At 60.7% G+C, this 20,381-nt stretch carries 15 protein-coding genes; 8 read left to right on the top strand and 7 right to left on the bottom strand.

The genetic code is table 11. The features are described from left to right. Positions 1 to 107 precede the first annotated feature (107 nt). Positions 108 to 1,067 carry a DMT family transporter gene (locus AC0J41_RS18030; protein WP_473013220.1) on the top strand — a complete coding sequence of 320 codons (960 nt, stop codon included), beginning with the start codon at positions 108 to 110 and terminating at the stop codon, positions 1,065 to 1,067. A 122-nt stretch (positions 1,068 to 1,189) separates the two neighbouring features. Here the strand turns inward: AC0J41_RS18030 and AC0J41_RS18025 are convergent, their stop codons facing one another. Beyond that, complete coding sequence (locus AC0J41_RS18025; protein WP_025113070.1) at positions 1,190 to 2,584, bottom strand: class II fumarate hydratase; 1,395 nt, start codon at positions 2,582 to 2,584, stop codon at positions 1,190 to 1,192. 194 nt (positions 2,585 to 2,778) lie between these two features. Here AC0J41_RS18025 and AC0J41_RS18020 point away from each other — a divergent pair, with 194 nt between their 5' ends. From AC0J41_RS18020 to AC0J41_RS18000, 5 genes are all read left to right on the top strand, one after another. Next, positions 2,779 to 3,297, top strand: coding sequence for a DUF2059 domain-containing protein (locus tag AC0J41_RS18020; protein WP_003226938.1), 519 nt, complete (start codon positions 2,779 to 2,781; stop codon positions 3,295 to 3,297). A 12-nt stretch (positions 3,298 to 3,309) separates the two neighbouring features. Next, positions 3,310 to 3,609: a BolA family protein gene (locus AC0J41_RS18015; RefSeq protein WP_025113071.1), complete on the top strand. Its 300-nt coding sequence runs from the start codon at positions 3,310 to 3,312 to the stop codon at positions 3,607 to 3,609. Between the two features lie 102 nt (positions 3,610 to 3,711). Then, entirely contained in the window at positions 3,712 to 4,653 is a 942-nt protein-coding gene (trhO, locus tag AC0J41_RS18010; protein WP_025113072.1) for an oxygen-dependent tRNA uridine(34) hydroxylase TrhO, read from the top strand. Between the two features lie 35 nt (positions 4,654 to 4,688). Further along, complete coding sequence (locus tag AC0J41_RS18005) at positions 4,689 to 5,291, top strand: DsbA family protein (protein WP_473016018.1); 603 nt, start codon at positions 4,689 to 4,691, stop codon at positions 5,289 to 5,291. Beyond that, positions 5,284 to 7,101, top strand: coding sequence for an ABC transporter ATP-binding protein (locus AC0J41_RS18000; RefSeq protein ID WP_473013219.1), 1,818 nt, complete (start codon positions 5,284 to 5,286; stop codon positions 7,099 to 7,101). The genes AC0J41_RS18005 and AC0J41_RS18000 overlap by 8 nt, the downstream gene beginning before the upstream one ends. Here the strand turns inward: AC0J41_RS18000 and AC0J41_RS17995 are convergent, their stop codons facing one another. Continuing rightward, positions 7,102 to 11,733, bottom strand: a complete 4,632-nt coding sequence (locus AC0J41_RS17995) for a hypothetical protein (protein ID WP_473013218.1) — start codon at positions 11,731 to 11,733, stop codon at positions 7,102 to 7,104. 177 nt (positions 11,734 to 11,910) lie between these two features. Here AC0J41_RS17995 and AC0J41_RS17990 point away from each other — a divergent pair, with 177 nt between their 5' ends. Together AC0J41_RS17990 and AC0J41_RS17985 are read left to right on the top strand one after the other, a co-directional pair. Continuing rightward, positions 11,911 to 14,370: an EAL domain-containing protein gene (locus AC0J41_RS17990; protein WP_025113076.1), complete on the top strand. Its 2,460-nt coding sequence runs from the start codon at positions 11,911 to 11,913 to the stop codon at positions 14,368 to 14,370. Between the two features lie 79 nt (positions 14,371 to 14,449). Next, positions 14,450 to 15,211: a TenA family transcriptional regulator gene (locus AC0J41_RS17985; protein ID WP_473013217.1), complete on the top strand. Its 762-nt coding sequence runs from the start codon at positions 14,450 to 14,452 to the stop codon at positions 15,209 to 15,211. Between the two features lie 139 nt (positions 15,212 to 15,350). Here the strand turns inward: AC0J41_RS17985 and AC0J41_RS17980 are convergent, their stop codons facing one another. From AC0J41_RS17980 to AC0J41_RS17960, 5 genes are all read right to left on the bottom strand, one after another. Continuing rightward, positions 15,351 to 16,277, bottom strand: coding sequence for a GGDEF domain-containing protein (locus AC0J41_RS17980; RefSeq protein WP_473013216.1), 927 nt, complete (start codon positions 16,275 to 16,277; stop codon positions 15,351 to 15,353). Between the two features lie 362 nt (positions 16,278 to 16,639). Beyond that, the gene (locus tag AC0J41_RS17975) at positions 16,640 to 17,380 is read right to left on the bottom strand and encodes a YciK family oxidoreductase (protein WP_025113079.1); all 741 of its coding nucleotides are present in this window, start codon (positions 17,378 to 17,380) and stop codon (positions 16,640 to 16,642) included. A 178-nt stretch (positions 17,381 to 17,558) separates the two neighbouring features. Then, on the bottom strand, positions 17,559 to 18,230 hold the full coding sequence (mupP, locus tag AC0J41_RS17970; RefSeq protein ID WP_473013215.1) for an N-acetylmuramic acid 6-phosphate phosphatase MupP: 672 nt from the start codon (positions 18,228 to 18,230) through the stop codon (positions 17,559 to 17,561). A gap of 4 nt (positions 18,231 to 18,234) precedes the next feature. Then, complete coding sequence (gene ubiG / locus AC0J41_RS17965; protein WP_025113081.1) at positions 18,235 to 18,933, bottom strand: bifunctional 2-polyprenyl-6-hydroxyphenol methylase/3-demethylubiquinol 3-O-methyltransferase UbiG; 699 nt, start codon at positions 18,931 to 18,933, stop codon at positions 18,235 to 18,237. A gap of 57 nt (positions 18,934 to 18,990) precedes the next feature. Beyond that, complete coding sequence (locus AC0J41_RS17960; protein WP_473013214.1) at positions 18,991 to 20,325, bottom strand: TRZ/ATZ family hydrolase; 1,335 nt, start codon at positions 20,323 to 20,325, stop codon at positions 18,991 to 18,993. Positions 20,326 to 20,381 lie beyond the last annotated feature (56 nt).

Genomic DNA, 20,381 nt, shown 5'->3' with positions numbered 1-20,381 from the left:
GCTGCGACCTGCACAGTTTCATTCGCGGCCTGGCCCGAACTGTCCCTGTGTTGCGTCTGCGTGCGGGCCTAGAATGACCGCTCTTGTCAGCAGGCATTGGGGTTCGCATGCACATTTCATCCGGTCGCTGGGTTTACGGTCTGTTCCTGGCGCTGCTGACGGCGTTTCTGTGGGGCATCCTGCCGATCAAGCTCAAACAGGTATTGCAGGTGATGGACCCGATCACCGTGACCTGGTTTCGCCTGCTGGTTTCCGGCGGTTGCCTGTTCATTTATCTGGCTTCGGTCAAGCGTCTGCCGAGCCGCAAGGTGCTCGGCCCTCGAGGCGGCTGGCTGGTGCTGATGGCGGTTCTCGGGCTGGTAGGCAACTACGTGCTGTACCTGATGGGGCTTAACCTGCTGAGCCCTGGCACCGCGCAACTGGTGGTGCAGATGGGGCCGATCATGTTGCTGATCGCCAGCCTGTTTGTGTTCAAGGAGCGTTTCAGTATCGGTCAGGGCATTGGTCTGGCGGTGTTGCTGATCGGCTTTGTGTTGTTCTTCAATCAGCGCCTGGCCGAATTGCTCACCTCTTTGTCGGACTACACCGCGGGTGTGTTACTGGTGCTGTTGGCCTCTACGGTCTGGACGTTTTACGCACTGGGCCAGAAGCAACTGCTTACGGTGTGGAAGTCGTTGCAGGTGATGATGGTGATCTACCTGTTCTGCGCGCTGTTGTTGACGCCGTGGGTGCATCCGCTCAAAGCCCTGGAGTTGAGCCCGTTGCAGGGCTGGCTGCTGCTGGCGTGCTGCATGAACACGCTGATTGCCTACGGCGCATTTGCCGAGGCGCTGGCACATTGGGAGGCGTCGCGGGTCAGTGCGACGTTGGCGATCACGCCGTTGGTGACCTTCGGCGCAGTGGCGATTGCCGCCGGGGTGTGGCCGGATTATGTGCATGCCGAGCAGATCAATGGTCTGGGTTATGGCGGGGCAGTGCTGGTGGTGCTGGGGTCGGCGCTGGTGGCGTTGGGGCCGTCGTTGATTGCCGGGCTGAAGGCACGGCGGATGCGGATTGCAGCCGGTTAGACCGCGTCGCTCCCATTCGCGAGCAGGCTCGCTCCCACATTTGACCGCATTTCCAACATGAGAATGCGGTCCACTGTGGGAGCGAGCCTGCTCGCGAAGACGGACTTTCAGGCGCTACAAAATCAGCCCTTGGCACCAGCCTCGATCATGTTCTCCGGCCGTACCCACGCATCGAACTCTTCATCCGTCAGATACCCCAGCTGCAGCGCCGCTTCACGCAAGGTCAGGCCTTCGCTGTAAGCCTTCTTGGCAATCTCTGCCGACTTGTCATAACCGATGTGCGGGTTCAACGCCGTCACCAGCATCAGCCCGCGTTCCAGGTGTCTGGCCATGACTTCGGCGTCTGGCTCTAGACCGGCGATGCAGTGCTGCTGGAAGTTGCTGCAACCGTCGGCGAGCAGGCGGATCGATTGCAGCAGGTTGTGGATGATCACCGGTTTGTACACGTTCAGTTGCAGGTGGCCCTGACTCGCCGCGATGCCGATGGTGACATCGTTGCCCAACACCTGGCAGGCGAGCATCGACAGGGCTTCACACTGGGTCGGGTTGACCTTGCCCGGCATGATCGAGCTGCCCGGTTCATTGGCCGGCAGCTTGACTTCGGCAAAGCCTGCGCGCGGGCCAGAGCCGAGCAGGCGCAGGTCGTTGGCGATTTTCATCAGGGCCACGGCGAGAGTTTTCAAGGCGCCGGACAGGCTGGTCAGCGGCTCATGCCCGGCCAGCGCGGCAAACTTGTTCGGCGCGGTGACGAACGGCAGGCCGGACAGGGCGGCAAGCTCTGCGGCAATCGCTTCGCCGAAGCCGTGCGGCGAATTCAAACCCGTGCCGACAGCCGTCCCGCCCTGCGCCAGTTCACACACCGCCGGCAGCGCTGAGCGGATCGCCCGCTCGGCGTAATCCAGCTGCGCTATAAAACCCGATAATTCCTGACCGAAGGTGATCGGCGTTGCATCCATCATGTGCGTGCGACCGGTCTTCACCAGTTTCATGTGGCGTGCCGCCAGTTCGGCCAGACCGCCGGACAGCTCGGCGATGGCCGGCAGCAATTGCTCCTGCACGGCTTTGGCGGTGGCGATGCTCATGGCGGTGGGGAAGCAGTCGTTGGAGCTTTGCGAGCGGTTGACGTGATCGTTGGGGTGCACTGGCGTCTTGCCGCCGCGCGGGTTGCCGGCCAATTCGTTGGCGCGGCCGGCGATCACTTCGTTGACATTCATGTTGCTCTGGGTGCCGCTGCCGGTCTGCCAGACCACCAGCGGGAACTGGTCATCGTGCTGGCCGTCGAGCACTTCGTCGGCGGCCTGTTCGATCAGGCGGGCGATGTCGGCGGGCAGGTCGCCGTTGCGGTCGTTGACCCGTGCGGCGGCTTTCTTGATCAGGGCCAGGGCGTGCAGTACCGGCAGTGGCATGCGTTCCTGACCGATGGCGAAGTTGATCAGCGAGCGTTGCGTCTGAGCACCCCAGTAAGCGTCGTCCGGGACTTCGATCTGGCCCAGGCTGTCGGTTTCGATACGGCTCATCGTGCACACTCCTGTTGGTCTGTTTGCGCAGTTTAGGCCCGGTCAGGCCTTGGTGGTTCCCTTGAACCGATTGTTGACCGGTAAAACCCCGTCAATCAAGCACGGCAAGGGCCGGGGGGTTGAGCCACGAGGTTTTTTAGGCGCAGAATGGTCGCCCTTGGGGTTTTACCTCGCTAGCTAGAAAAGGAAACTCGATGACTCGTCTTCGTGCCATCTGTACCGCGGTTGCACTGGTTTGCGCCAGCGGCCAGGTGCTTGCCGATACCGCCAGCCACAACGCCAGTGCCGAAGCTTTCCTGACCCTGGCGCACGCTGACAAACTGGGCACTCCGGTGTACATGCAAGTGCAGCAGATGTTTGCTCAGCGCTTTGAACAGACCAAAGCCCCGGAATCCAAGAAAGCCGTACTGGAAACCTACCAGGCCAAGGCCAATGCCGCCCTGGACCAGGCCATCGGCTGGAACAAGCTCAAGCCTGACATGGTCAAGCTCTACACCAGCAACTTCAGCGAATCGGAGCTCAAGGACCTGGTCGCGTTCTACCAGTCGCCACTGGGCAAGAAAGTCCTGGAAAAAATGCCGCAGCTGACCCAGCAATCGGCCCAGATGACCCAGGCCAAACTGGAAAGCGCCGTCCCTGTCGTCAACAAGCTGCTCGACGACATGACCAACGAGCTGGCACCGAAAGGCGCTGCGCCGGCCAAGAAGAAGTAAGCGGAGTTCGTGATGACCATGCAACAACGCATCGAATCGACGCTGAACCTGCTTCAGCCTGAGCATCTGCAGGTGCTGGACGAAAGCCACATGCACAGTCGCGGGTTGCAGACCCACTACAAGGCGGTGGTGGTCAGCGCGCAGTTCGAAGGCCTGAACCGGGTCAAGCGCCACCAGAAAGTCTACGGCACGCTCGGCGAGCTGATGGGCGAGTTCCATGCGTTGGCGCTGCACACGTACACCCCGCAGGAATGGGCAGAGGTGGGCGCCGCCCCGGCGTCGCCGACCTGTGCTGGCGGCAGCAAGCACTAAACCCGGGTTTTTTGCTAGAATCCGCAACGCGCCGCTCATCCGGCGCGTTTTTTTTTGAATCCGGTTCACCCTTTGCGAGGGTAGCCACCTGGAGAAATACCCATGACACAACCGATTGTCGTGGCGGCACTGTATAAGTTCGTCACCCTCGAAGATTACGTCAACCTGCGCGAGCCCCTGCTGCAAGCGATGGTCGACAATGGCATCAAAGGCACTCTGCTGATCGCCGAAGAAGGCATCAACGGCACGGTGTCCGGCAGCCGCGAAGGCATCGACGGCCTGCTCGCCTGGCTGAAGAACGACCCGCGCATGATCGACATCGACCACAAAGAGTCGTACTGCGACGAACAGCCGTTCTACCGTACCAAAGTCAAACTGAAGAAAGAGATCGTCACCCTCGGCGTCGAAGGCGTGGACCCGAACAAAAAGGTTGGCACCTACGTCGAGCCGCAAGACTGGAACGCGCTGATCAGCGATCCGGAAGTGCTGCTGATCGACACCCGCAACGACTACGAAGTGTCGATCGGCACCTTCGAAGGCGCCATCGATCCGAAAACCACCAGTTTTCGCGAATTCCCCGACTACATCAAAGAACACTTCAACCCGGCCGTGCACAAGAAGGTCGCGATGTTCTGCACCGGCGGCATTCGCTGCGAAAAGGCCTCCAGCTACATGCTCGGCGAAGGTTATGAAGAGGTTTATCACCTCAAGGGCGGCATCCTGAAGTACCTCGAAGAGGTGCCGCAGGAAGAAACCAAGTGGCAGGGCGACTGCTTTGTGTTCGACAACCGCGTGACTGTGCGTCACGACCTCAGCGAAGGCGACTACGATCAATGTCATGCCTGCCGCACACCGGTCAGCGTTGAAGATCGCGCCTCCGAGCATTACGTGGCCGGCATCAGCTGCCCGCATTGCTGGGACAAGCTGAGCGAGAAAACCCGGCGCAGCGCCATCGATCGGCAGAAACAGATCGAACTGGCCAAGGCGCGCAACATGCCGCACCCGATCGGCTACAACTATAAACAAGCATCCACCGAGGCCTGATCATGTCTGCGCGCCTGCTCTATGTGATGGACCCGATGTGTTCCTGGTGCTGGGGGTTCGCTCCGGTCGCCAAGGCATTGGTCGAACAGGCGCAGGCAGCCGGGGTGGAGTTGCATCTGGTGGTCGGCGGCTTGCGCACCGGCAGCGGTGCGGCGCTGGAACCGACCACGCGGCGCTACATCCTTGAGCACTGGCAAGCGGTCACCGAGGCCACCGGTCAGCCGTTCAAGTTTGACGGCGCGTTGCCCGACGGTTTTGTCTACGACACCGAGCCTGCCTGCCGGGCGATCGTCACCGCGCGCAGCCTGGCGCCGGATTGCGCGTGGACACTGGTCGGTTTGATCCAGCAGGCGTTTTACGCTGAAGGTCGCGATGTCACCCAAGCCGGCGTGCTGGTGGAACTGGCTGAAAAGGCTGGCGTGCCGCGTATCGAATTCGCTGCCTTGTTCGATCATGCCGATCAGCACAAGGCGACGCAGGCCGATTTCAGTTGGGTGCAGGATCTGGGCATCGCCGGGTTCCCGACCCTGCTCGCCGAACGCAACGGCCAACTGGCGTTGCTGACCAACGGCTATCAACCGCTCAGTGAGCTGTCGCCATTGCTTGGCCGCTGGCTGGAGCGCGCGGCCTGTGCCTGACCGGGCCGATGACACGCCAGCCGTAAAGCGTGTCGACCGGCTGAGCTGGGCAGAAGTCCGGCGTCTGGCACTTCATCACAAAAAATCCCTGTGGATCGCCAACGGCGTGGCCGTCCTGGCGACGCTGTGCAGCGTGCCGATTCCGTTGCTGTTGCCATTGCTGGTGGACGAAGTCCTGCTCGGCCATGGCGATGCGGCACTGAACATCATGAACCACGTGTTGCCGTCGATGTGGCAGCAGGCGGCGGGCTATATCGGCCTGATGCTGCTGGTCACCCTGACTCTGCGTTGCAGTGCCCTGTGCTTTGGCGTGCTGCAGGCGCGACTGTTTGCGCGGTTGGCCAAGGACATCGTCTACCGCATTCGTGTGCGCCTGATCGAGCGCCTTAAACGTATCTCTCTCGGTGAGTACGAAAGCCTCGGCAGCGGCACGGTGACCACGCACCTGGTCACCGATCTGGACACCCTCGACAAGTTCGTCGGCGAAACCCTCAGCCGTTTTCTGGTGGCGATGCTGACGCTGGTCGGCACCGCCAGCATCCTGATGTGGATGCACTGGAAACTGGCGCTGCTGATCCTGCTGTTCAACCCGCTGGTGATCTACGCCACAGTGCAACTGGGCAAGCGGGTCAAGCACCTGAAGAAACTGGAAAACGACAGCACCTCGCGCTTCACTCAGGCCCTGAGTGAAACCCTTGATGCGATCCAGGAAGTGCGCGCCGGCAACCGTCAGGGTTTCTTTCTCGGGCGACTCGGATTGCGCGCGCAGGAAGTGCGCAACTACGCGGTCAACTCGCAGTGGAAGACTGACGCTTCGAACCGCGCCAGCGGCCTGCTGTTCCAGTTCGGCATCGACATCTTTCGCGCCGCTGCCATGCTCACGGTGCTGTTTTCCGACCTGTCGATCGGGCAGATGCTCGCGGTGTTCAGTTACCTGTGGTTCATGATCGGCCCGGTCGAACAACTGCTCAATCTGCAATACGCCTACTACGCGGCGGGCGGCGCACTGTCACGGATCAACGAACTGCTGGCGCGGGCTGACGAGCCGCAGTACCCGGGCGGCGTCGATCCGTTCAAGGGCCGTGAAACCGTGGGTATCGAGGTGCAGGGGCTGAGCTTCGGTTACGGCGATGAACTGGTGGTGGATCAGATGAACCTGTCCATCGCCCCCGGTGAAAAAGTCGCGATTGTCGGTGCCAGTGGCGGTGGCAAAAGTACCCTGGTGCAGTTGCTGCTCGGGCTGTACACGCCGGTGGCCGGCACCATCCGTTTCGGCGGTTCGACTCAGCAGGAAATCGGCCTGGAGCTGATTCGCGAAAACGTCGCGGTGGTGCTGCAGCATCCGGCACTGTTCAACGACACGGTGCGCGCCAACCTGACCATGGGCCGCACCCGCAGCGACGAGGCTTGTTGGCAGGCGCTGGAAATCGCCCAGCTCGAGGCGACCATTCGGGCGCTGCCGGACGGCCTCGACAGCATTGTCGGACGCTCTGGCGTGCGCCTGTCGGGTGGTCAGCGTCAGCGCCTGGCAATCGCGCGGATGATCCTTGCCGAGCCGAAAGTGGTGATCCTCGACGAAGCCACCTCGGCCCTCGATGCCGCGACCGAGTACAACCTGCATCAGGCCATGGCGCGGTTCCTCAATGGTCGCACCACGCTGATCATTGCCCATCGCCTGTCAGCGGTGAAGCAGGCGGATCGGGTGCTGGTGTTCGACAGCGGCCAAGTGGCCGAGGACGGCGACCACCAGCAACTGATCGCTGATGGCGGCTTGTATGCCAAGCTGTATGGCCACCTGCAACGTCTGTAATCAACCCCAGAGCACTTGCAACGCCGCATCCCCACCGTCATGGGCGAACTGCTTCATCACCACTGAACAGGATTCGCACGGGCGCATGGTCGTCGCGATGTCGACGGCGCGGATTTCCTTCGGATCAGGGTATTTTTCGCGAATCATGCTGATCAGCTTGCTCTCACTGTCCAGTGAAGTGGGGCGGCTGGTCTGCGTTGGCTGATAGCTTTTCAACTCCTTGATGGTCAGCGGCACCGCCAGCAGTTGACCTTGTTCGGTCACCTCCAGCGAAGTGCGCGCAAAGGCCGGGTTGTAGTCGATATTGATGTAGGTGGTCTGACCGATCCGCACGTGATTGGCGCCCATGTGCCGAAACAGCGGCAGGCGCTGCGTGCTGCCTTGCGCGCCGGAGACGCTGACGTAGATTTCGCGCAGGCCGCTGGCGGTGGTGACTTCGGCGTAGGCTATGTTGCGCGGGTTGATCGGCCGCTCACGCAGGGCCAGCAGGTTCTGCAGTTTCTGCATGGCGCCGTCGATGCGCAGTGCCGCGTTGGCAGTGGTCGGGTGCACGGTGGGTGAGAGGAACAGGGTGTCGAAAATCTCCGCGGTTTTTTCTCGAAAGGCCTGCGGTGCTTCTTTGCTGCGTGCCCAGGTGACGGCACCTTCGGGCAGGCGTGTGACGATCATTCGGGTCGAGTGATCGAACATCAGCGCCTCGCCCGGACTGGTATCGACCTTCAGCCATTTCATGTTGTTCGCAGGGTTTGCCTGGGTGCCGATGGGGATCGCGATCTGTTCCATGGTGTGCATGGCGCGCTGCACAGCTTCGAGGCCATGAATGCGCGCGACATTGTTGGCATGCAGCGAACCGGTGTAGACGGTCAGCAGTTCCGCGCCCAGCGTGCCGTCGGCCAGCTCGGCAGGTGTCAGGCGTTTGAAGCTCAACTGGTTGCCGGGAATCTCGCCCTTGGCAATGCTGGCGAGGTAGTACTCTTGGTGGTTCACCCGAAAGAACACGTGAGCGCAGGAGTCGTCGAGGGCCGGCACGAGCACCGCACCGACCTGATGCGAGTCGTTGATGCCATCGTAGGTGCCACCCGTCTTGATGCGGGCGAAAATCCCTTTGCGAAACTGCAGCGTGGCCTGAATCTGTTGTCGCGGCACCAGCCTGCCACGACTGAACCCCAAGCGATGCAGATCACCGGTGAACAGTGTCGGGCGGTTGTCGACGATGCGATAGAGCTTGGCGTCGACGGCCAGGAACGTACCGTTGTGCCCGGGCAGGGGGACCGGTTCCGAGACTCGCTCGCCGAACCATGGCGCATAGCCTTTTTCCTTGTCGATCGTGCCCAGAGGCGGGGTCGGTGCGGGCTCTGCGGTGATATAGCTGACGCGGCAGTCGCCTGCTGGCCCGGGTGCGCGGCGAAAACGGCATGGCAACAGCTTCCAGTGCTGACTCTCGTCGAGAAGATCGACGCGACGCAGTTCGTCGCCGTCGAATCGATAGGGCACGTCGTCGATCAGCACCGTGGTCCGTCCACTTGTTTCGGGCAGATGTTCCACTCGCGCGTTTTGCGGCAGGTCGATGACGATTTGATCGTCGGTTTTCGTCACCCCGCGGTAGTGTGAGCGCCCGAGTGAAAAGTCATGCTCCTGCGCAATCAGTCGCGGCCCGTAAGGGCGGTTGGAGAGCGGGTCGAGCAGGTGATGCCGGAACCCGTTGACGGCAACGTTGCGCACCGGCACATCGTCAATGCCTCTGACCACGGCCAGGTGATCGGCCGGGCTCAGGGGTTTCCAGCTTCCGGCATCCAGCGTTTGCGGCAGGCTGTGCAGCAGATCGTATTCACCGCTTCTGCCGGCCAGTTTTTTCAGGCGCAATACCGCACGGTTTTCCAGGTGTGCAGCGGCTCGCACCGCGCCGATCACACCGCGGCCACCGAGCTTGAGCAAGGCCGGCACCGCGTCCAGCGGATTGAGATTTCTCAGGCTGGCAATGACCAGACTTGTCGACAGTTGCGCCATGCGTGGCAGGGTTGCACGAATCGCCATTTTTCCTGCCGCTGCGGCCAGGCGAATGCTGCCGGCGATGAACTTGCCCAGCGGAATCGCGAACGAAACAATGTCGAACAGCAGGCCGACGATGCCCAACAAGCGTGTGCCGGATTTGTCTGATTGCAGGTCGTCGAGGCTGCCCCAGAACGGGATAAATGCCTTGAGCCGGAAGATCCAGTGTTGCTTGTTGTTTTCTCGCTCGAAGCGGGTTTCGCCCCAGGCTTCGCGGCGCAGCGCCTGTTCATCGACATAGAACAACCGGGTGGCGACGAAAGAGGCGATCTGCCCGGTTCTCGGCGAGGTGAAGTTCAGGTTCGGTGCGCTTGGGTGATGGGCCGACGGGAGCGTCGAAGGGGGAAATGCATCGCCCAGCGGTTCGAGGATCGCGACACATATGACCTGCTGCCTGGGTATTGAGCCGTTCCTGTGCGCATCGTAGTCGAACGGCAGCGGGCGGGCAGTGATACGACGGATGCTCTGGCCCTTGGTCCTCCCGCGTTTTGGAGGCAGTGGCGGCAATACAATCCCGCCCACATGGCTGACTGTCAGGTCCGGGCGTTTGCGAATCATGCCGGCGCGCGGCAGGCACTCGTAGAAGCTCGATGTCCCCTGATAAGTCGCCTGTAACACAAACCCCATGCGTGCCCGGTGCCGCAGGATGTTTTCCGGTGTTTCCAGGTGAGCTTCGATGCGACGGGTCTGTTCCCTGAGGCTGAGGATTTTCACTTCACCATGTTCCAGCGCCTGACGATCAGCCGATGGCAGTGTCACCAGCTGACTTTTAATCAGGTACTCATAGGCACTTCTGGTCTTGGCCAGATAGGTATCGAACTGCTGCTCGAACACGTTCTTGATGTCAGGTAGGGTGCGACCGGTCGGGAATTGGGAGAGGCGTTGGCCCGGGTGCGAGCCTGCGCTGTCGACAAATCCGCTTTGCAGTTTGCCTTCTGCACTCAGGCTGATCCATTCGCTGGCACGCCTGCCATCCTCGCTGACGTACCAGCGGGCATCGACGGTCAGCGCGCCGCTGGCATACACCTCCAGCAACGGCCAGATGGGGAGCGCGACGTCCGGGGTGTCGAGAATGCTGCGTCGATGACGGTTGGCCGATTGATGATGGTGGCGCTTGAGGTGAATCTTCGTGTGGTCGTAAAGGTCATTGGCCAGCGCGCGTTGCAGCAATTGCCTGGCCAGTGGCAGGCGTTGCGGCGGCTCGACATCCAGTTGCAGGATCGCCTTGTTCAGTTGCGCCTCGTGATCCTCCAGCGCTTGCATGGCAGCCTGCGCGGTTGATGGCGCGTCCGAGGGCGTCAATGCCCCCGTCGCCAGCGCCCAGGTTTGCGCTGCTGGCGCACGAGTCGCGGCAATCAGGGCTTGCAGGTCGGCGTTGGCGTTTGCGCTTTTCGTCAGGGGCAGGTCGAGCAACTGTTGAAAGGTCAGGGCGTGCAGCAGCTCGGGGTCAAGGGCATGGGCGAGGTGGGTGCCGTGCACGAAATTCACCCAGACCGTCGAACAGGCATAGGGCAAGTCTTCAGGAATGTCGCGCACTTGAAACTCCAGTGGGAACCGCGCCAGGCATACCCACCCCAACAGGTGTTTCTCGATCGCTGTCGACGTGTGGCAAGAGTCCTCCAGATGCTTCAGAAAATCCCGGCGAAGGCTGGTGTAGCTCTTCCCGTAGTGAGCCCGTTGCTCAAGTGCAAAACCGGCCACCTGGGCCGAGCTGCCGTCGTTGGCCACTTCGTACCACAGGCACAAGGCTTCAAGCAGCAGGCGTGCGCCGATGTCAGGCAGCGTTTGCTCGTCAGGCTGTGCGCCATACCACTGCAGTGCTTGCAGAATACGCTGGCCCAGACCCTGCGCCTTGGGCGTATCGAGCAGGCGCTCCAGGCACGAGGCGGGCTGATCTTCCAGCTGCTTGCCGGTGAACGCCGGTATCACCTCAGCGGCCAGACTGTCGATGGGTGACAGGGTTTTGCCGGTGAGCCAATCGCCAATCAGGTCGTTAATCGCGGCTTTGTCGTCATCGCTCATCAATTGCGTCAGCCCCGGGTTCTGGCGCAGATTCAGTCGGTGGCTGGCGCGTTGTTCTTCTATTTCGTTAATCAGCCGGGCCAGTGTCGTAGCGTCCGGCTTGTCCGGTAATGTGAACCCGGACTCACGCAGCAGTTGTGACAGCGGCAACAGCCTGTCGGTACGCAGGTGTGCGCCTATACTCAGCAACGCTCGCTGAAACTCTTGAATGCTGGCGGAGGCCTTTTTGACATCCTCGATGGTGTGGCGGGCGGTGCTTTCGTCGCGACGGCTGAACGTAAAGTGGCACTGATCGCCCACGGCACTGACTTCTAACAGCAGCCCTTTGGCAGCTTGCAGATGCTCGTGCAGTTGCCGATTGCCGGCTTCTTCGAACAGCGCTTGCAGAAGTGTTTGCGCTCGCTCGTGCGCCGCGCCGAGGCGCGAATGCGCTTGGGGAGACAGGTAATGGGTGTCCAACGAGGTCGAGGCCGTGAGGACGGCGCGCAGTGCGGTGTTCAGCGAACGGTATTCTGCCTGTTGGGCGGTATGGCGTTGCAGTGCGGATATCGGTGATTGCATGGGGGGAGCGGCTCTGGAATGATCGGAAGCCGTCAGTGTCGAAGCATCGAGAACCCTGGGTGCGGTACATAGGTAACGCAGGTTGAAAATGTCCTGGCTTGCCGGAAGGGGGATCGCCCCCTAGGCTAGCTCTAGCGGTCTCCTCTTGATGATGGCAGTGCGTGCGCAAAGGACCTCATGAAGCAAAAAAGGACTCTCGGAACGCCACGGTTGTTAGGCATCGTCTGGCCATTTATTGCCGTCGTGTTATTTCAGGCGTTATTGGGGGGCGTGAGTCTTTACGTCCTGTCGGCCGTTCGCGGCTATGTGGCCGGTGAAAGTCTTTGGTCCAAGGGCCAGAAAGACGCCATCTATTATCTGAATCTCTACGCCGACAGCCGCGACGAGGCGATCTTCCTCAAGTACAAGGAAGCGATTGCCGTGCCACAGGGCGGGCATGAGTTGCGTCTGGCCCTTGATCGACAGCCACCAGATCTACAGGCAGCGCGGGACGGGATTCTGAAGGGCGGCAATCATCCCGATGACGTCTCCAGCCTGATCTGGCTGTATCTCAATTTCCGCCATTTCAGTTATCTGGAAACCGCGATCGACCGCTGGACGATTGGCGATGGCTATCTGGTTCAACTGGACAATGTCGCACGTGAGATGCATCAGCGCATCAGCGAAAACCTCGTAACGCCGGCTGATATCCAGCACTGGAAAGCGCGGATTTTCGCCATCAATGACGGTGTGACGCCGGCGGCCAAGGCGTTCAGCGATGCGTTGGGTGAAGGCTCGCGGATGATTCTGCGCCTGCTGCTGTTCACCAATCTGGCGACGGCGCTCGGGCTGATCGTGCTGGCCCTGTTGCGCACGCACAAGCTGCTCAAGCAGCGCCATGCCTTTGCCCAGGCGCTGCAACTGGAGAAAGACAGGGCGCACATCACCCTGCAATCGATCGGCGACGGCGTCATCACCACCGATGTCGACGGCGCCATCGATTACATGAACCCGGCCGCCGAGGCCATGACGCACTGGAAGGCCGAGCACGCGGCAGGTCTGCCGCTGGCGGCGTTGTTCAACCTGCTGGATGACAACGCCCAGGCTGAAGGACTGACGCTGATCGAGCATATTCTCAGCGGCAAACTGGTCGGCGGCAGCGAGCACTCGAAGCTGATACAGCGTCTGGACGGCAGCACGGTCTCGGTGACACTGGTGGGCGCGCCGATCCGCAATGCCGAAAAGATCAGTGGCACGGTGCTGGTGCTGCATGACATGACCCAGGAGCGGCAGTACATCGCTAATCTGTCGTGGCAGGCGACCCACGATGCCCTGACCGGTCTGGCCAACCGCCGCGAATTCGAATACCGCCTGGAGCAGGCCCTGCACAACCTGACACGGCAGTCCGGGCGGCATGCGCTGATGTTCCTTGACCTGGACCAGTTCAAACTGGTCAACGACACCTGCGGTCACGCCGCCGGCGATGAGTTGTTGCGCCACATCTGCACGCTGTTGCAATCGGGCTTGCGTGAGGGCGACACCCTGGCGCGGCTGGGCGGGGACGAGTTCGGTATCTTGCTGGAGAACTGCGCACCGGAGGCTGCGGAGAAGATCGCCGAGAGCCTGCGCCAGACCGTGCAGAACTTGCACTTCGTGTGGAAGGGGCGACCATTCCTGACCACCGTGAGCATCGGCCTGGTGCACATCGCCCAGACACCGGCCACCCTCGAAGCTTCGCTGCGCGCCGCCGACATGGCGTGCTACATGGCCAAGGAAAAGGGCCGTAACCGGGTGCAGGTCTACCATGCCGATGATTCCGAGCTGTCCTTGCGCTTTGGCGAAATGGCCTGGGTGCAGCGTCTGCACATGGCGCTGGAAGAAAACCGCTTCTGCCTCTACGCCCAGGAAATTGCCCCGCTGAGCCCCGCGGCGGGAGGCGCAGGGCACATCGAAATACTTCTGCGCCTGCATGATGAGGCCGGGCGGATGATCCTGCCGGACAGTTTCATTCCGGCAGCCGAACGTTATGGTCTGATGAGTCAACTCGACCGCTGGGTGGTCGAGAATGTTTTTAAAGTCATTGCCCAATGTATTGCCGAACAACATGAAGGGCCGTTGGCAATGTGTGCGATTAATCTTTCAGGCATTACTATCGGAGATGACGCGTTCTTGCACTTTCTGCGTGAACAGTTTGTTAATTACGCCATACCACCTGAAATGATTTGTTTTGAAATTACTGAAACCAGTGCCATTTCCAATCTCGGTAGTGCCATTCGATTTATTAATGAACTCAAAGGCTTAGGCTGTTACTTCTCGCTCGATGACTTTTGCGCCGGAATGTCTTCATTCGCTTATCTGAAACATTTGCCTGTAGACTTCCTGAAGATCGACGGGAGTTTCGTAAAGGATATGCTGGACGACCCGATTAACCGCGCAATGGTCGAAGTGATCAATCACATCGGCCATGTCATGGGTAAGCAGACAATTGCCGAGTTTGTTGAAACAACCCAGATCGAGCAGGCATTGCTTGAAATCGGGGTGGATTACGCTCAGGGTTATGTCATCGAGCGCCCACAGTTGTTTACCTGCGACAGTTTGCAAAGTCGGCCCGCCAGGCCGCAGCCGTTGTTGTTCAAGGCGCCTGGCACGTTCCGTTGAAATCTCTTGCCGATCCTTACAATCACAAATCAAAAGGAGCCGAACAGTGATCGACACATTCAACCGAACCGGACCACTCATGGAAGCTGCAAGTTATCCTGCCTGGGCGCAACAGCTCATTGCGGATTGCAGCGAGAGCAAGCGCCGGGTTGTCGAACATGAACTGTACCTGCGCATGCGCGATAACAAGCTCAGCGCCAAGACCATGCGTCAGTACCTGATCGGGGGCTGGCCAGTCGTTGAACAGTTTGCCTTGTATATGGCGCAGAACCTGACCAAGACCAAGTTTGCGCGCCATCCTGGGGAGGACATGGCGCGCCGCTGGTTGATGCGCAACATCCGCGTCGAACTCAACCATGCCGACTATTGGCTGAACTGGAGCCGCGCGCATGGCGTCAGCCTGGAGGATCTGCAGGCCCAGCAAGTCCCGCCCGAGTTGCACGCCTTGAGTCACTGGTGCTGGCATACCAGCTCGGCAGATTCACTGATCGTCGCCATCGCGGCCACCAACTATGCAATCGAAGGTGCGACCGGGGAGTGGTCGGCGCTCGTCTGCTCCACCGGCGTGTACGCCGCGGCGTTCCCGGAAGAGGAGCGCAAGCGCGCCATGAAGTGGCTGAAGATGCATGCTCAATACGATGATGCCCATCCTTGGGAAGCACTGGAAATCATCTGCACGCTGGCCGGGATGAACCCGAGCAAGGCATTGCAGACCGAACTGCGCCAGGCGGTCTGCAAGAGCTACGACTACATGTACCTGTTCCTTGAGCGCTGCATGCAGCTGGAAACCTCAGAGCGGGCAATCCATGGACGTGAGCGTCTGGCGTTGGCAGAGAGCTGATTTACGGCGGTACACAAGGCAAAAATGTGGGAGCGGGCTTGCTCGCGAATGCGATCTGACATTCAACATCCAGTTGACTGAAAGTCCGCTTTCGCTATCAAGCCCGCTCCCACATTTGGTTTGTGCTGGCCAGCAGAACTTAGCCAGCCATCGCCAGACGATTGCGGCCTTCACGCTTGGCCACATACAGCGCGCTATCGGCACGGCGCAGCAGGCTGTCGGCCGACTCCCCCGGCAGCAGGGTCGAGCAACCAAGGCTCACGGTCAGGTCAATCAACTGACCATCCGCAAAGTATTGCGCAGCCTGCGCCGCGTGGCGCAGTCGCTCGCCGACCATCGCCGCCGCTTCCCGGGCGGTGTTGGACAGCAGGATCAGAAACTCTTCCCCGCCATAGCGAAACACCATGTCGACGTTGCGCAGCTGGCCCTTGATCGACGCCGCCACGGCCTTGAGCACGTCGTCCCCGGCGCTGTGTCCGTGGCTGTCGTTGACCCGTTTGAAGTGGTCGATGTCGAGCATCAGCACCGACAACGGTTGCAGGTGCCGCCGCGACATGTCGATCTCGCGTTGCAGGGTCTGCTCCATGGCGATCCGGTTGCCGGTCCCGGTCAACGGGTCACGCAAGGCACTTTGTGTGGCGGCGCGATAGAGCAGGGCGTTGCGCATCGGGAACAGCAGCGACGACAGCAATGATTCGAGGTTGCCCTGGTCCTGCTCGCTGAAGCGCTGGTTGCGGCGAAATACCAGTTCGCCCAGGTGTTCGCCTTCGTGACTCAGGCTGTAACTGACCGAATGGTGACCGCGTGCGCCGAACTCCAGGCGCAGATCGCTGCCCTGATGCACATAGCTCAAGGCGTCGAGCGGCACGAGGCGCTGAACTTCGCGGAAAAACAGACCGAGGATGCGTTGCGGTTCAAGACTGGTTTGCAGTTGCAGGCTCATTTGCTGGCGCAATTGCGCCAGGCTGGCCGGGCGTTCCAGAAGTGGAGGCAGCTGACCAAAGCCCAGGCGTTGCAATTTGGCACTGTCAAAGTCAATTGCATTGGTCTGGGAGGGTGATTTCATATGGCGTGAGCCCCTAAGCAGTAAGTCTGTCTTACAGGCTGGGTGAGAGCGGCTATGGGCTGCGCGTCATACTGATCCATCAGTCCCGTAGGACATTTGGCGTAAGTTTAGTCTGCCTGATGACGATTAGTCAGCTATCGAAATCGGCCTTGCCCCACTGCCTTCACACGGCGTGCTTTGAGGAAAATTAGAGCGAAAGTCGTGCCATTCGGTTCATGTTTATTAAAACCGTTATGAATCAACAGGATGGCGTTTTGCTTTGGGAGGGGGTGGCAGATATTTGACTGAAAAGTGCCGGCGAGAGGCGGCAAAGGCGTGCCGCGACGGGAATCCGCCACGGCAACAAAAGCGACGTATGGCAGTTATTGGGCGTTGAATGCCTGACCATTGATGCCCGTGCTGTCCGGGCCCATCAGGTACAGATACACCGGCATGATCTCTTCCGGGGTCGGATTGTTCAGCGGATTCTCTCCCGGGTAAGCCTGGGCGCGCATGCTGGTGCGGGTGCCGCCCGGGTTGATGCTGTTGGAGCGTACCGGCGCCACGCCGTCGACTTCGTCGGCCAGGGTTTGCATCAGGCCTTCGGTGGCGAACTTCGACACGCCGTAGGCGCCCCAGTAGGCCCGGCCCTTGCGCCCGACGCTGCTGGAGGTAAACACCACCGAGGCATCCTGCGACAGCTTGAGCAGCGGCAGCAGGGTGCTGGTCAGCATGAACATGGCGTTGACGTTGACTTGCATGACGCGCATGAAGTTTTCGCCCGACAGTTGTTCGATCGGTGTGCGCGGACCAATGATCGAGGCATTGTGCAGCAGGCCGTCGAGATGGCCGAACTCGGTCTCGATCATCGCTGCCAGCTCATCGTACTGATGGGGCAGGGCGGTCTCGAGGTTGAACGGGATCACCGCCGGTTGCGGGTGGCCCGCGGCCTCGATCTCGTCGTAGACCTGCGTCAGGTTGGCTTCGGTCTTGCCCAGCAACAGCACTGTGGCGCCGTGGGCGGCATAGGTTTTTGCGGCAGCCGCGCCAATGCCACGACCGGCACCGGTGACCAGAATGACCCGATCCTTGAGCAATTCGGGACGAGCGGAATAATCAAACATAAAAACCTCTCCATAAGGCGAACGCTGAACTCTGTGGCAAGGGGATTTATCCCCGATGGGCCGCGAGGCAGCCCCAGCATTCTTTCAGGTCGATTCGACATGCAGGTCTTACGACGGCTCCGCCGCCGACCGGGGCGGTGCGTCGTTTCGCTAAATCCCCGCGTTAAAGGGGCTTTTTTCAGCAGCTGCAAAGCGCGCTGTCGAGCACCTTGCGCAATTCCAGCGGATGATCCACCACCACGTCCGCGCCCCAGTGTCGCGGGTTATCGTCCGGATGGATGTAGCCGTAGGTCACGGCAGCTGTTTTAGTGCCGGCATCGCGCCCGGATTCGATATCGCGTAGATCATCGCCCACAAACAGAACAGTCGACGGATCCAGATCAAGCATCTTGCACGCGAGGATCAACGGTTCCGGGTCCGGCTTGCTGTTCTTCACGTGATCCGGGCAGATCAGCAGCGCCGAACGTTCGGCCAGCCCCAGCTGTTGCATGATCGGCTCGGCAAAGCGCAGGGGCTTGTTGGTGACCACACCCCAGATCAGGTTGGCCTTTTCAATATCGGCCAGCAGCTCACCCATGCCTTCGAACAGTTTGCTGTGCACCGCGCAGCCAACCAGATAGCGCTCAAGAAATTCCAGGCGCAGTTCCTCGAAACCCGGCGATTCCGGGTCCATCGAAAAGGTCACGGCGACCATGGCTTTGGCGCCGCCGGAGATTTCGTCGCGGATGTGCTTGTCATTCATCGGCGGCAAACCACGATCCGCGCGCATCGCCTGACAGATGGCGATGAAGTCCGGCGCGGTGTCGAGCAGGGTGCCGTCCATGTCGAAAAGGACTGCTCTGATGGCCATCGGCTTACTCCTCGCGCAGGGTCTGGATCATGTAGTTGACGTCAACGTCGTTGGCCAGCTTGTAGTGCTTGGTCAGCGGGTTGTAGGTCAGGCCGATGATGTCCTTGACGGTCAGGCCAGCCATGCGGCTCCAGGCGCCGAGCTCGGAAGGGCGGATGAATTTCTTGAAGTCGTGGGTGCCGCGCGGCAGCAGCTTCATGATGTATTCAGCGCCGACAATGGCGAACAGATACGCCTTCGGGTTGCGGTTGATGGTCGAGAAGAACACCTGGCCACCCGGCTTGACCATGCGGAAGCAGGCACGGATCACCGACGATGGGTCCGGCACGTGTTCGAGCATTTCCAGGCACGTCACCACGTCGAACTGCTCGGGCATTTCCTCGGCCAGGGCTTCGGCGGTGATCTGGCGGTATTCGACGCTGACGCCGGATTCCAGTTGATGCAATTGCGCGACCGCCAGCGGCGCTTCGCCCATGTCAATGCCCATCACGGTTGCGCCGCGCTGAGCCATGGCTTCGCTGAGGATGCCGCCGCCGCAACCAACGTCGAGGACTTTCTTGCCGGCCAGGTTGACCCGCTCGTCGATCCAGTTGACCCGCAACGGGTTGATGTCGTGCAGCGGTTTGAACTCGCTTTCGCGATCCCACCAGCGATGGGCCAGGGCTTCGAATTTGGCGATTTCGGCGTGGTCGACGTTGCTCATGATCTATTCCTCTGAAACTTGAAAAAGGTTGTAGCCCCGGAGTCTGTTCCGGGGTGTTTACGATTCGGTATGGCCGCTGATGCGCTGGCCCCAGGCTCGGGCGGTGGCGCCCAGCTGTTGTTCATCCAGGCGGGTCAGGCGTCGGTCGTCGAGTAACTGTTTGCCGGCGACCCACAGGTGTTTCACGCAATCGCGGCCGGTGGCATATATAAGCTGCGACACCGGGTCGTAGACCGGTTGCTGGGCCAGGCCGGACAGGTCGAACGCAACGATGTCGGCGGCCTTGCCAATCTCCAGCGAGCCGACCTGCGTCTCGATGCCCAGGGCGCGGGCGCCATTGAGGGTGGCCATGCGCAGCGCGCGATGGGCGTCCAGCGCAGTGGCCGAGCCGGCAACGGCTTTGGCCAGCAGGGCGGCAGTGCGGGTTTCGCCAAGCAGGTCCAGATCATTGTTGCTCGCTGCGCCATCGGTGCCGACGGCCACGTTGACCCCGGCCTGCCACAGACGCTCCACCGGGCAGAAACCGCTGGCCAGCTTCAGGTTCGATTCCGGGCAGTGGATCACGCTGGTGTTGCTTTCTACCAGCAATGCCAGATCGTCATCGCTGATCTGGGTCATGTGCACCGCCTGAAAGCGCGGGCCGAGCAGGCCCAGGCGACCGAGACGGGCCAGTGGCCGCTCGCCGCGATGTTCCAGTGATTGCTGGACTTCGAAGGCGGTTTCGTGGACATGCATGTGAATCGACGCGTCCAGCTCTTCGGCGATCACGCGGATTTTTTCCAGGTTCTCGTCACCCACGGTGTAGGGTGCATGGGGGCCGAAGGTGATCTTGATCCGTTCGTGATGTTTCAGATCGCCGAACAGTTCGACGCCCTGGCGAATGGCCTCATCGGCACTGGCGGCGCCGGGAATCGGAAAATCGAGGATCGGAATCGCGATCTGCGCGCGAATGCCGCTGTTGTGCACGCGCTCGCTGGCGACTTTCGGGAAGAAGTACATGTCCGAGAAGCAGGTGATACCGCCCTTGATCTGCTCGGCGATGGCCAGATCAGTGCCATCGCGGACAAAGTCTTCATCGACCCATTTGGCCTCGGCCGGCCAGATGTGATTTTCCAGCCAGGTCATCAGCGGCAGATCGTCGGCCAGGCCACGGAACAGGGTCATTGCCGCGTGGCCGTGGGCGTTGATCAGGCCCGGAGCGAGCAGCACGTCCGGCAATTCTCGGATTTCAGTGGCGTTACACTTCAGTGCTTCAGCGCGTGGGCCGATAAACACGATGCGACCGTCGCGGATGCCCAGGCCATGCTCTTTGAGCACAACGCCTGCGGGTTCGACGGGTACCAGCCAGGTCGGCAGCAATAGTAAGTCGAGCGCAATGGCAGGTTTCGGCATCGAGGGTCGGTTCCAGTGCTTTTGTAAAGGATGGCGAAGTATACCCGAGCGTCTTC

The sequence above is a fragment of the Pseudomonas sp. Arb-4-2C genome (assembly GCF_055755015.1).
This window is presented reverse-complemented; position numbering and strand designations above follow the sequence as displayed.

What these genes read in the sequence shown, in the direction of transcription:
- AC0J41_RS18005 (WP_473016018.1), top strand. Translation starts at nt 4,689, where the DNA reads ATGTGTTCCTGGTGCTGGGGGTTCGCTCCGGTCGCCAAGGCATTGGTC.
- AC0J41_RS18030 (WP_473013220.1), top strand. Translation starts at nt 108, where the DNA reads ATGCACATTTCATCCGGTCGCTGGGTTTACGGTCTGTTCCTGGCGCTG.
- AC0J41_RS17985 (WP_473013217.1), top strand. Translation starts at nt 14,450, where the DNA reads ATGGAAGCTGCAAGTTATCCTGCCTGGGCGCAACAGCTCATTGCGGAT.
- AC0J41_RS17990 (WP_025113076.1), top strand. Translation starts at nt 11,911, where the DNA reads ATGAAGCAAAAAAGGACTCTCGGAACGCCACGGTTGTTAGGCATCGTC.
- AC0J41_RS17975 (WP_025113079.1), bottom strand. Translation starts at nt 17,380, where the DNA reads ATGTTTGATTATTCCGCTCGTCCCGAATTGCTCAAGGATCGGGTCATT.
- ubiG (WP_025113081.1), bottom strand. Translation starts at nt 18,933, where the DNA reads ATGAGCAACGTCGACCACGCCGAAATCGCCAAATTCGAAGCCCTGGCC.
- AC0J41_RS18015 (WP_025113071.1), top strand. Translation starts at nt 3,310, where the DNA reads ATGACCATGCAACAACGCATCGAATCGACGCTGAACCTGCTTCAGCCT.
- mupP (WP_473013215.1), bottom strand. Translation starts at nt 18,230, where the DNA reads ATGGCCATCAGAGCAGTCCTTTTCGACATGGACGGCACCCTGCTCGAC.
- AC0J41_RS17980 (WP_473013216.1), bottom strand. Translation starts at nt 16,277, where the DNA reads ATGAAATCACCCTCCCAGACCAATGCAATTGACTTTGACAGTGCCAAA.
- AC0J41_RS17960 (WP_473013214.1), bottom strand. Translation starts at nt 20,325, where the DNA reads ATGCCGAAACCTGCCATTGCGCTCGACTTACTATTGCTGCCGACCTGG.
- AC0J41_RS18020 (WP_003226938.1), top strand. Translation starts at nt 2,779, where the DNA reads ATGACTCGTCTTCGTGCCATCTGTACCGCGGTTGCACTGGTTTGCGCC.
- AC0J41_RS18025 (WP_025113070.1), bottom strand. Translation starts at nt 2,584, where the DNA reads ATGAGCCGTATCGAAACCGACAGCCTGGGCCAGATCGAAGTCCCGGAC.
- trhO (WP_025113072.1), top strand. Translation starts at nt 3,712, where the DNA reads ATGACACAACCGATTGTCGTGGCGGCACTGTATAAGTTCGTCACCCTC.
- AC0J41_RS17995 (WP_473013218.1), bottom strand. Translation starts at nt 11,733, where the DNA reads ATGCAATCACCGATATCCGCACTGCAACGCCATACCGCCCAACAGGCA.